This is a genomic window from Pseudomonas sp. MWU16-30323 (genome assembly GCF_020515595.1).
GTDB lineage: Bacteria > Pseudomonadota > Gammaproteobacteria > Pseudomonadales > Pseudomonadaceae > Aquipseudomonas > Aquipseudomonas yamanorum.
Window position 1 is genome coordinate 243,604 of record NZ_JAIWYM010000005.1, and the last position, 12,053, is coordinate 255,656.

Consider the following 12,053-nt stretch of genomic DNA (forward strand, 5'->3'; position numbering starts at 1 on the left):
CTATGACAAGCCAAAACACGGCTGTGCCCACAGCGCGCAAACCGCTGGACCTGCGCAGCCTGCTCGACAACTGGGCGATGCTGATGGCCGCGGTGGGGATCTTCGTGCTCTGCACCTTGCTGATCGACAACTTCCTGTCGCCGCTCAATATGCGCGGCCTTGGGCTGGCGATCTCCACCACCGGGATTGCCGCGTGCACCATGCTGTATTGCCTGGCGTCAGGGCATTTCGACCTGTCCGTGGGCTCGGTGATTGCCTGCGCCGGGGTCGTGGCGGCGATCGTGATGCGCGACACCGACAGCGTCTTGCTCGGCATCGGTGCCGCACTGCTGATGGGCCTGGTGGTGGGGTTGATCAACGGAATCGTGATCGCCAAGTTGCGGGTGAATGCGCTTATCACCACGCTGGCGACCATGCAGATCGTGCGCGGCCTGGCCTATATCTTTGCCAATGGCAAGGCGGTGGGCGTCTCCCAGGACGGGTTCTTCGTGTTCGGCAACGGCCAGTTGTTTGGCGTGCCGGTGCCGATCCTGATCACCATCCTGTGCTTCCTGTTCTTCGGCTGGCTGCTCAACTACACCACTTACGGGCGCAACACCATGGCCATCGGCGGCAACCCGGAGGCCGCGTTGCTGGCGGGGGTGAACGTCGATCGCACCAAGATCGTCATCTTCGCGGTGCACGGGGTGATCGGCGCCTTGGCCGGCGTGATCCTTGCTTCGCGCATGACCTCGGGGCAGCCGATGATTGGCCAGGGTTTCGAGTTGACGGTGATTTCTGCCTGCGTGCTGGGCGGGGTGTCATTGAGCGGCGGGGTCGGCATGATTCGCCACGTGATTGCCGGGGTGCTGATTCTGGCGATCATCGAGAACGCGATGAACCTGAAGAACATCGACACCTTCTATCAGTACGTGATCCGCGGCTCGATCCTGCTGCTGGCGGTGGTGATCGACCGTATGAAACAACGCTGATCCTTGGGAGGAGCTGCGATCGTTCCCACGCTGTGCGTGGGAACGATCAAGCTGATTCAGTCGGCGGAGAATTTCAGGACGGTGTTTTGGGTGTAGGTCTGGCCGGGATCCAGGCGGGTTGAGGGGAAATTCGGCTGGTTGGGCCCGTCAGGAAAATGCTGGGTTTCCAGGGTAAACGCGCTCCAGTGGGCATATGGTTTGCCGCCTTTGCCCTTGATCGAGCCGTCGAGGAAGTTGCTGGTATAGAACTGCACACCGGGTTCACTGGTATACAGCTGCAAGCGCCGACCGGACTGCGGGTCACGAACGTCGGCGGCCAGTTTGCCGATATCACCCTTGGCATCCAGCACCCAGTTGAAGTCAAAGCCGCCTTGTTTCGGCTCGGCGAATTTCAGTTGGGGATGATCGTCCTTGATGTGCTGGCCGATGGCGGTGGGCTTGAGAAAGTCCATCGGTGTACCGGCCACCGGGGCCAGTTCACCCGTGGGAATCAAGGTGCTGTTGACTGGTGTGTAATGGCTGGCGTGCAAGGTGGCCAGCTGCTTGAGCACGTCACCGTTACCGGCGCCGGCGAGGTTGAAGTAACTGTGGTTGGTGAGGTTCAGCACCGTGGGTTTGTCGGTGGTGGCCTTGTAGTCGATGTGCAGTTCGTTTTTGTCGTTGAGGCTATAGGTGACATCCACTTTCAGGTTGCCGGGAAAGCCCATCTCGCCGTCTTTCGACAGGTAGCTCAGGGTCACGCCCACCGAGTCGTCTTGCTTGACCGGCTGGGCTTTCCACACGTGCTTGTCGAAACCCTGGGGGCCGCCATGCAGCGAGTTCGGCCCATCGTTGAGGGGCACTTGATAGCGTTTGCCGTCCAGTTCAAAGCTGCCCTTGGCCAGGCGGTTGCCAAAACGGCCAATGGTCGCACCAAAGAACGCGGTGCCGGCCTGGTAGCCCTGGACGTCATCGAAGCCCAGTACCACGTCGGCGAACTGGCCGTGTTTGTCCGGTACCTTAAGCGACTGCAACACAGCGCCGTAGGTGATCACCGTGGCTTGTACGCCATGGCTGTTGCGCAACACGTACTGCTCGACAGCAGTGCCGTCGTTGGTTTTGCCGAAAGGTTTGTGTTCGCTGGACAAGCCAGCCGCCTGAGCGCCTAGGCTGGCCATCGCCAGGGAGAGGCCGAGGCCGGTAAGCAGGAATCGGGATTGCCGCATGACTGAGCTACCTTTATTGTTGTTAATTAAATAGTTCTACTATTTATTCGGTTGCAAGGCTGATTTATAGCCAATATCGCGAAACATGCAATATAAAATAAGACTAAATACAGCGGAGTGACTGCCCCATGAACACTGAAAAACAGCCCGGCGCCCAAGCGATGTACCCGGACCTGCGGGATAAAACCGTGTTGATCTCCGGTGGTGCTTCCGGGATCGGCGAGTCGATGGTGCGTGCCTTCGCACGCCAGGGGGCCAAGGTCGCGTTCGTGGACCGGGCGCAAGGGCAGGGTGACCGCTTGGCGGCGATATTGTCGGCCGAGGGCCATGCCGTCGAATTCGCCCATTGCGACATCACCGACGAGATCGCTTACAAGGCCGCGATAGCGTGCCTGGCGCAGAGCCTTGGGCCGATCGACGTGCTGGTGAACAATGCCGCCAACGACGTTCGGCACACCCTGGATGACATCGATTCAGAGCGGTTCGACCAACTGATCTCGGTCAACCTGAAGCACGCCTTTTTCGCGGCACGGGCCGTGGTGCCGATGATGAAGGCCGCCGGCGGTGGGTCGATCATCAACCTGGGCTCCATTGGCTGGATGATGGCTTCCAGCGGCTACCCGGTATACGCCGCCAGCAAAGCCGCTGCCCACGGCATGACCCGGGCCCTGGCGCGGGAACTGGGCCCGAGCCGGATCCGGGTCAATACACTGGTGCCCGGCTGGGTGATGACCGAGAAACAACTGGCGATGTGGGTGGATGACGCGGCCCGGGAATTGATCGCCCGCAGCCAGTGCCTGCCGGGCAGTGTGGAGCCGCAACATATCGCCAATATGGCGCTGTTCCTGGCCTCTGATGTGTCGGCGATGTGCACCGCACAGAACTTCATTGTGGACGGTGGCTGGGTCTAGGCCGGGGAAGGGTCGCCATCCCGGATGCAACGAATCGTCGCCCGGGGCCTCATACAGTAACGAACGGTGGTTCACATGCAGCCACCGCAACCGACTACTTCATGGGTTCAGGTGATTGATTTATGACGGACGCCGATAAGAAACACGTGGCCTGGCTGGTGGAACAATCGATGCTGCAGGCTGCGAAGCAGCGCGCCAGGCTCTACTCGGGGCAGGGCCGGTTGTGGCAACAGCCGTATGCCCATACCCGGCCCCGTGATGCTTCAGCCCTGTCGTCGGTGTGGTTCACGGCCTACCCGGCGTCCATCGTCACCCGCGAGAACGGCAGCGTACTGGAGGCCCTGGGGGATGAAACCTTGTGGCACGCGCTGTCAAAAATCGGCATCCAGGGCATTCACAACGGCCCATTGAAACGCTCGGGCGGTCTGTCCGGCACCGAGCACACCCCGACCATTGACGGCAATTTCGACCGCATCAGCTTCGACATCGACCCGCAACTGGGCACCGAAGCCCAGCTTCAGGCACTGGCCCGCATGGCCGCCGCGCACAACGCGGTGATCATCGACGACGTGATCCCGTCCCACACCGGCAAGGGCGCGGACTTCCGCCTGGCCGAGATGGCCTACGAAGACTATCCCGGGCTCTACCACATGGTGGAGATCCGCGAAGAAGACTGGCCGCTGCTGCCCGACATCAGCGAGGGCCGCGATGCGCAGAACCTCAGCCCGCAGCAGGTGGACGTACTCAGGGACAAGCACTACATCGTCGGCCAGTTGCAACGGGTGATCTTCTTCGAGCCCGGGGTCAAGGAAACCGACTGGAGCGCCACCGACGTGGTGATCGGCGTGGACGGCAAGCCCCGGCGTTGGGTGTACCTGCATTACTTCAAGGAAGGGCAGCCGTCCCTGAACTGGCTGGACCCGACCTTCGCTGCGCAGCAGATGATCATTGGCGACGCCTTGCACGCCATCGACGTGATGGGCGCGAAAATCCTGCGCCTGGACGCCAACGGTTTCCTCGGCGTGGAACGTAAACTGGAAGGTAACGCCTGGTCCGAAAGCCATCCGCTGTCTATCACCGGCAACCAGATCCTGGGGGGCGCGATTCGCAAGGCGGGCGGTTTCAGCTTCCAGGAACTGAACCTGACGGTGGACGACATCGCCGCCATGTCCCACGGCGGCGCCGACCTGTCCTACGACTTCATCACCCGGCCGGCGTATCAGCACGCCTTACTGATGGGCGACACCGAATTCCTGCGCCTGATGCTGCGGGAGATGCACACCCAGGGCATCGACCCTGGCTCGCTGATCCATGCCTTGCAGAACCATGACGAGCTGACCCTGGAACTGGTGCACTTCTGGACCCTGCACGCCCATGACACCTACCTCTATCAGGGGCAGACCTTTCCCGGCGGCATCCTGCGCGAGCATATCCGCGAGCAGATGTACGAACGCCTGGCCGGCGAACACGCACCCTATAACCTGAAGTTCGTGACCAATGGCGTGTCCTGCACCACCGCCAGCATCATCACGGCGGCACTGGGGATTCGCGACCTCGAGGCGATTACCCCGGCGGATATCCAGCAGATCCGCCAGATTCACCTGCTGCTGGTGATGTACAACGCGATGCAACCGGGAGTGTTTGCACTGTCCGGCTGGGACCTGGTGGGCGCATTGCCGTTACCGGCGGAGGAGGTGGCCCACTTGATGCTCGATGGCGACACACGCTGGATCCATCGTGGCGCCTATGACCTGGTGGACCTGAATCCGGAGGCGGAGCAATCCGCCGGGCAGATGCCACGCCCCAAGACCTTGTACGGCAGCCTGATCAGCCAACTAGCCGACCCGGACTCGTTCGCCTCGCAGTTGCAAAGAATCCTCGCCGTGCGCCGTGCCTACGACATCGCCGCCAGCCGCCAGATCCTGGTGCCGGATGTGCAGCACCCGGGGCTGTTGATCATGGTGCACGAACTGCCGGCGGGCAAAGGTACCCAGATCACCGCACTGAACTTCGGCTCGACGCCGATTACGGAAACCCTGCACCTGCCCAATATCGCGCCGGGCCCGGTGGTGGACATCATCAATGAGCGGGTGGAAGGCGACCTGACGCCCGAGGGTGATTTCACCATCACCCTGGATGCGTATGAAGGCTTGGCGCTGCGGGTAGTGATCTGAACCACTGACCCACTGATCCACTGTAGGAGCGAGCTTGCTCGCGAAGGACGTTAACGATGACGCGGGCATTCAGAATGAACGCGGCGCCCTCAGGTTCTTCGCGAGCAAGCTCGCTCCTACACGGGGACCGGCTGCTTCGCCTCCTGACGGTGTGTGGAGCCAATAAACATATACATCGCCGGCACCATGAACAGCGTCAGCACGGTACCGATCGACAACCCGGCGAAGATCACCAGGCCCATGTCATGCCGTCCCGCAGCCCCGGCGCCGGAGGCCCACACCAGCGGCACCACGCCCAGCACCATGGCGGCGGTGGTCATCAGGATCGGCCGCAGACGCACGCCGGCGGCTTCTTCTATCGCCTCACGCTTGCTGTGACCGGCGCGCTGCAGCTCGTTGGCAAACTGCACGATCAGGATCCCGTGCTTGGTGATCAACCCCAGCAACGTCACCAGGCCCACCTGGGTGTACACGTTGATCGAGGCAAACCCCATGGTGATAAACGCCAGCGCACCAAAGAGAGCAGGGGGCACCGAGAACAGGATCACCACCGGGTCGCGGAAGCTCTCGAACTGGAAGGCCAGGGCCAGGTACACGATCAGGATCGAGAACATCAGCAACCCAAAGAACCCGCCGGACTCTTGCATGAACTGGCGCGACTCGCCGGAAAAGTCCGAGGTGTAGCCCGAAGGTGCAACGTTGGTCAGGATGGTGTTCAGTTTTGCCAGCAGTTCGCCTTGGGCCACGCCGCTCACACCCGACAAGGTCGCCGAGTTGAGTTGCTGGAAGTGGTTGATGGATTCCGGCTGGGTCGAGGTTTCGATATGCGCCACGGTGCGCGCCTGGATCATGCTGCCGGATGGCGTGCGGATGTAGTAATCGAGAATCTGGTCGGGGTTGAGGCGATCAACCTGCAACACCTGGGGAATGACTTTGTACGAGCGCCCGGCAGTGGAGAAGTAGTTCACGTAGTTGCCACCGAGTGCAGCGGACAACGCCGCACCGACGTCGGCCTGGGTCATGCCCAGCGCGGCAATTTTTTCCCGGTCCACCACCAGCTTGGCTTGTGGCTTGTCGAGTTTCAGGTCCATGTCGGAGAAATAGAACAGCTGTTGTTTCTGGGCCTCGGCCACCACGGCCTGGGCGACTTCATTCAGGTTTTCCACCGAGTCGGTGGTGGTGATCACAAACTGCACCGGCAACCCTTGGGCACCCGGCAGCGACGGCAACGGGAAGGCTGCAATGGTAGCGCCTGGCACCTGGTTCCATTTTTGCTGGAGATCCAGGATCAGTTGGGCCTGGGAGCGTGTGCGGTCGCCCCAGTTTTTCAGCAGCACACCGCCCAGGCCCTGGTTGAGGATCGGCAGCCCGGTCAACTGGAACATCTGCGCGTATTCAGGCTCTTTGTTGGCGATCTGGAAAGCCTGGTCGGCAATCCGCTCCATCTGCTGCGGCGAGGCGGTGGGCGGGCCTTTGATCTGCATGAACACCAGCCCCTGGTCCTCGGTGGGCGACAGTTCGCTTTTGGCGGTCATGCCACTGGCGGCCACCAGCAGGAACAGCACAAAGCCAAATGTCACCAGCACCGGCCACACGTTCAGGCCGCCTGAGAGCACGCGGTGATAACGACCCCGCAACCCGTCAAAGTACTGATCGAGCTTGCGGGCGAAACGACCTTCTTCCTGCCCGGTCTTGAACAGCCGGGAAGTCATCATCGGCGAAAGCGTCAACGCCACCACGGCCGATACAGTCACGGCACCTGCCAGGGAGAAGCAGAACTCCTTGAACAGCGCACCGGTAAGCCCGCTGCGCAGCCCGATGGGCACGTACGCGGCGATCAGCACCACGGTCATCGCAACGATCGGGCCACCCAGTTCCCGTGCCGCGACCAGCGCAGCCTCGAGCACGCCTTTGCCTTCCTCCTTGATATGCCGGTCGACGTTTTCCACCACGATAATCGCGTCGTCCACCACCAGGCCGATCGCCAGTACCAGGGCGAGCAGGGTCAGCAGGTTAATCGAGTACCCCAGCAGGTACATGATGAAGAAGGTCCCCACCAGGGACAGCGGGATCGCCACCAACGGCACGATCACCGCACGGAACGAGCCGAGGAACAGGTAGATCACCACCGACACAATGATCATCGCCTCGACGAGGGTCTTCACCACCTCATAAATCGAGGTGTTGATGAACGCCGTGGAGTCATACACGATCTCGCCGCGTACCCCGGTGGGCAACTGGGATTGCAGCTCGGGGAAGGCCTCGCGCACGCTGTCGGCCACCGTCAGGATGTTTGCAGTCGGCGCTGTCTTGATGCCGATGAACACCGAACGCTTGCCGGAAAACGCCACGCTGCTGTCGTAGCTTTCAGCGCCGAGGGTGACGGTGGCCACGTCCTCCAGGTACACCAGGGCATCGCCTTTCTGTTTGATCACCAGCCGCTTGAATTCATCCACCGTGTGCAAATCGGTCCCGGCCGTCAGGTCGACCGTCACCGTTTGCCCGCGGGTGGAGCCGACCGCAGACAGGTAGTTGTTGTTGGCCAGGGCGGTGGACACGTCCTGGGCGGTCACGTTATGTGCGGCGAGTTTGTCCGGGTCCATCCAGGCGCGCAGGGCAAACTGACGCCCGCCGAGGATTTCTGCGGTTTGCACGCCCTGGATCGAGTCCAGCTTGGGCTTGACCACCCGCACCAGGTAATCGGTGATGTTATTGGTGGCCAGGGTGTCGCTGTAGAAGCCCAGGTACATGGCGTCAGTGGTCTGCCCGACCGCCACCGTCAGCACCGGCTCCTGGGACTGTGCCGGCAGTTGGTTCTTGACCGAGTTGACCTGGGTATTGATCTCGGTAAGCGCCTTGCTGGCGTCGTAGTTCAATCGCAGTGTGGCGGTAATGGTCGAGACGCCGGTGATGCTCGTTGAAGACAGGTAGTCGATGCCCTGGGCCTGGGCGATGGCCGACTCAAGCGGCTGGGTGATAAAGCCGGCTACCGTGGACGCGTCCGCGCCGTAGTAAGCGGTGGTGATGGTGACCACGGTGTTTTCGGTGCGTGGCCATTGGTTCACCGGCAATTCGAAGATCGAGCGCAGCCCCAGGATCAGGATGAACAGCGAGACGACAATCGCCCAGACCGGCCGCTGAATAAAGGTATCGGTAAGCTTCATGGGACACCTTTAGTGTTCTTGGGGAGTCGGCGCAGGATCGTTCAGCGGCGCGGCGCTGTTATCGACCTTCACCGGCGAGCCATTCTTGAGCTTCATCTGGCCGCTGGTGATCAGCAGGTCGCCTTCCTTCACGCCCGACAGGATCGCCACCTGGTCGCCCCGGGTGGGCCCGGTCTTGATAAAGGTTTGTTGCGCGGTGAGCACTTCCTCACCCTTGTCGTCCTTGCTCGATGTGGCGATGAACACCGTGGTGCCGTAGGGGTTGTAGGTCACCGATGTCTGCGGCACGGTGAGGTAGCGCTGCGTCGCACCAGAGTTGACCACGGCGCGGGCAAACATCCCGGGCACGAGACTTTGTTTGGGGTTGTCGACGGTCGCTTCCACCGTGACGTTGCGCGTGGTCGAGTCGAACTGGGTGTCGATGGTGCTGACCTTGCCGGTGAAGGTTTGATTGGTCAGGCCGTCGGCCGTCACAGAAACCCCCTGGCCGATGGCGATCGCCTCCAGTTGGGTCTGGGGCACCGTGAAGTCGATGTAGATCGGATCAAAGGTCTGCAGGGTGGCGATCTTGTCGCCGGGGTTGAGGTATTGGCCCGGGTTGACGCTGGTGATCCCGATGCGCCCGGCGAACGGTGCACGTATGGTCTTTTTCGCCACCAGTGCGCGCTGTTGTTCGGCGGCAGCAAGCTTGGCTTTCAGGTCGGCGGTGTCAGTGTCCACTTGTGCCTGGGAGATGGCGTTGACCGCCAGTTGCGCCTTGTCACGCTTGAGGACGATCACCGCCAAATCAGCCGTTGCTTCCAGGGAATGCAGTTGCGCGATGTCCGAGTCGGCATTCAACTGCACCAGCAGCGCCTGGGCCGCCACCTCTTGCCCAGGCGTAAAGCCGATGGTGCGCACGATGCCGCCCACTTCCGTGGTCACATCCACCCCTCTGACCGCCTTCATCGACCCCACGGCGCTGACATTCGGTTGCCAATCGCTGAACGGCACCTTCATGGCCGTGACCACGGAGGCGGGCCTGGGCATTTTCGACTGGGCGATCAGCGCCGAAATCTGCACGAACTTCACCCCGGCAATGATCGCCACAATCACCAGCACCACCACGATCATGATGAGCATCGGCCGCCACAGTCGACGCTTGCGCGGTGCGCCGGGCTCGGGTGGCAGGGGAGAGGCAGTAATGACGTCAGCCATGGGTGTTCTCGCTGTTTCAGATTTCAGTTCAGTCGAACCGTGCCGAATCGGCAGGCGCTGCCTTGTTTTTGGCCGGCATGATCTCGTTCCACGACGGCAGGCCGAAGCGATCAGGCCGGCCCTTGGTGGCAGGGTCCACATCGGTTCGGTTCCACCACCCGCCACCCAATGCCTGGAAGAGCGCCGTGGTATCGCTGTAACGGGAAGCCTGGGCCTTGACGCGGGCCAGCACGGTGTTCTGGTAGCTTTGCTGGGCCGTAAGCAGGTTGATGTAGGCCACGGCACCGAGCTTGAACTGCGCCTGCACCAGGTCCAGGTTGGCTTGGGCAGAGCGCTCGGCCACCACCTGCTGGTTGAGCGCATCGGCATCGGCCTCCAGCGCCCGCAGCGCGTTGGCCACGTCCTGGAACGCACCGATCACCGTGCCACGGTAGCGCGCTGCCGATTCGTCATAGGCCGCCACGGCGGCGCGTTTGCGATGCTCCAGTGCGCCGGCATCAAAGATCGGTTGGGTGATCGACCCGGCCAGGCTCCAGACGCCACTGCCCGCCGAAAACAATTTAGTCCCGCTGGCCACCGTGGAGCCCACGGACCCGGTAATGCTGAACTGGGGTAACTGATTGGCCACGGCGACACCAATGTTCGCGCTGGCCTGATGCAGTTGCGCCTGGGCAGAACGCACGTCCGGCCGCTGGCCGACGATGGCCGAAGGCAGGCTGAGGGGCAGTTCTTCCGGCAGGTGCAGGGAGGCCAGGTTGAAGCGCTCATCCCGGTCCTGATTGGGAAACCGGCCGAGGTAGGCCATCAACTGGTTGCGGGTCTGCGCCAATTGCTTTTGCAGGGGCGGCAGGCTGGCACGGGTTTGCGCCAGTGCGGTCTGCTGCGTGAGCACGTCGGTGTCGCCGATGGCCCCCAGCCGGCGCTGCGCCTGCAGGAGGTCGAGCTGGCCACCCTGGATCCGGATGATTTCTTCGGTGGCGGCGACTTGATCGCGTATCGACGCCAGACTGACCGCCGTATTGACCACGTTGGAGGTCAAGGTGAGATACGTCGCCTCCAGCTGGAAGCGCTCGTACTCGGCCTGGGCCGAGGTGGATTCGATTTGCCGGCGCGTACCGCCGAACACGTCCGGCGCATAGGACACACTCAGCGATGCCGAGCTCACCGTGAGAATCGGCGATTCCGGGATGCCCGAGGTGACGCCTGAGACTTTCTCGCGGGCCTTCTGCACATTGCCGCTGACGGAAGGGAAGAGCGACGCCTGGTCGGCATAGACCAGTTCATTAGCCTGGCGCAACGCGGCCTGAGCGGCGGTGACATCCGGGTTGGCACGCAAGGCTTCTTCCACCAGGGCATTCAGGGCCGGTGAGCGGAACAGCGTCCACCATTGCCCGGGAATATCCATCCCCGCGATCAGCCGCTGCGCTGCGCCGCCGGCGTCGATATCGGCCTTGGCGGTGGCAGAGAGTTTTTCTCGTGAGTAATCGGCATTCGCCGGCACATCGGGCCGCGTGAAATCCGGCCCGACCGTACAACCCGCGAGGGCGATGCACAGCAGACTCAAGGGAGCCAGAAGGTGTGGTTGTCGAAAAAGGGCGCGTATATGCGCCACTGGTTGCGGTGCCGATGCAAGCTGCCGAGGCTGCTCTTTCATATTTACTCTGATTAATCAGCGGGTTAACTGTTTGGTTGAGCAATGAGTGGCGGTGCATCAGGCCGGCCCATGAAGGACGCGGGTTGACTGGGGTAACGTCGCGTTGGTCAGGTGCGTTGAACGTTAATTCAAGATTGCGGTAACCGCCAATAGAGGGAATCTTTATCGGGCGGGGGTCGGTGAGGTTCCGGACTATCTTGCGTAGGGGGCATCAAGCATGGAGGCATACCGCGAATGACCTGTATGACGTTAAAGTGCCCGCTTGATAAAACGCGGTTTAACCTCGAAAGGGACGTCGATTCACCATGAAAAAAGCTTCTCGCATTCTGCTCACCGTTCTTTTGTTGGGTGTTGGCGCCTCAACCCAGGCGGCTGAAGGTTTCATCGGCACCGGCACTAACGCCGGTAACGGTTACTTATCGAAATAGGTTATGCGCAATCAGTATTTTGCACGCGGCATCCAGGGCTCGCCATCCCATTACTTGAATCGGCTGGAGCCACTGACATGACTCGACCTGATCAGCAAAGGCCGCGCTGGCTGGAACGTGACTTGGGCGCCGCCACCGCCGATGTGATCTTCACCCACGCGGCCAGCATCGAGCACGGCCAGGCTTTCTACCGGGATATCAAGGACAGGGCGGTGCACCATGGCCGTGATCCGGCGCAATTGCTGGTGATGCCCGGCGCCGAGATTTATGTGGGCGATTCTGATGAGCATGCCCGTGAAGTCGAACAGCAATAGATGCGTCCTTTGCCGAATGGTGAGAACCGTCAGCC

General features: G+C 61.6%; 8 protein-coding genes and 1 pseudogene. 5 read left to right on the plus strand and 4 right to left on the minus strand.

The features are described 5' to 3' along the window. The first annotated feature begins 2 nt into the window (after positions 1-2). Positions 3-971: an L-arabinose ABC transporter permease AraH gene (gene araH / locus LIY45_RS09010; RefSeq protein ID WP_226476048.1), complete on the plus strand. Its 969-nt coding sequence runs from the start codon at positions 3-5 to the stop codon at positions 969-971. A gap of 56 nt (positions 972-1,027) precedes the next feature. Here araH and LIY45_RS09015 read toward each other — a convergent pair whose 3' ends face one another. Next, positions 1,028-2,176 carry an aldose epimerase family protein gene (locus LIY45_RS09015; RefSeq protein WP_017480282.1) on the minus strand — a complete coding sequence of 383 codons (1,149 nt, stop codon included), beginning with the start codon at positions 2,174-2,176 and terminating at the stop codon, positions 1,028-1,030. A 128-nt stretch (positions 2,177-2,304) separates the two neighbouring features. Here LIY45_RS09015 and LIY45_RS09020 point away from each other — a divergent pair, with 128 nt between their 5' ends. Both LIY45_RS09020 and treS read left to right on the plus strand, forming a co-directional pair. Next, complete coding sequence (locus LIY45_RS09020; RefSeq protein WP_017480283.1) at positions 2,305-3,087, plus strand: SDR family oxidoreductase; 783 nt, start codon at positions 2,305-2,307, stop codon at positions 3,085-3,087. Positions 3,088-3,209: 122 nt separating this feature from the next. Beyond that, the gene (gene treS, locus LIY45_RS09025) at positions 3,210-5,261 is read left to right on the plus strand and encodes a maltose alpha-D-glucosyltransferase (RefSeq protein ID WP_226476049.1); all 2,052 of its coding nucleotides are present in this window, start codon (positions 3,210-3,212) and stop codon (positions 5,259-5,261) included. A gap of 116 nt (positions 5,262-5,377) precedes the next feature. Here the strand turns inward: treS and LIY45_RS09030 are convergent, their stop codons facing one another. Genes LIY45_RS09030 through LIY45_RS09040 form a run of 3 tightly spaced genes read right to left on the minus strand, consistent with a single transcriptional unit; the run spans position 5,378 to position 11,186 of the window. Then, complete coding sequence (locus LIY45_RS09030) at positions 5,378-8,425, minus strand: efflux RND transporter permease subunit (RefSeq protein ID WP_226476050.1); 3,048 nt, start codon at positions 8,423-8,425, stop codon at positions 5,378-5,380. Between the two features lie 9 nt (positions 8,426-8,434). After that, a complete protein-coding gene (locus LIY45_RS09035) occupies positions 8,435-9,622 on the minus strand; it encodes an efflux RND transporter periplasmic adaptor subunit (RefSeq protein ID WP_226476051.1) in 1,188 nt (395 codons plus the stop codon). Between the two features lie 28 nt (positions 9,623-9,650). Next, positions 9,651-11,186 (minus strand): efflux transporter outer membrane subunit, encoded by a 1,536-nt coding sequence (locus LIY45_RS09040; protein WP_226476052.1) that lies wholly within the window; start codon positions 11,184-11,186, stop codon positions 9,651-9,653. Between the two features lie 395 nt (positions 11,187-11,581). Between LIY45_RS09040 and LIY45_RS30695 the strand changes: the two genes are divergently transcribed. Continuing rightward, entirely contained in the window at positions 11,582-11,704 is a 123-nt protein-coding gene (locus LIY45_RS30695; protein WP_260525269.1) for a hypothetical protein, read from the plus strand. Positions 11,705-11,820: 116 nt separating this feature from the next. Further along, positions 11,821-12,012: pseudogene (locus tag LIY45_RS09045) on the plus strand (LLM class flavin-dependent oxidoreductase); the annotation flags it as partial. Between the last annotated feature and the right edge of the window lie 41 nt (positions 12,013-12,053).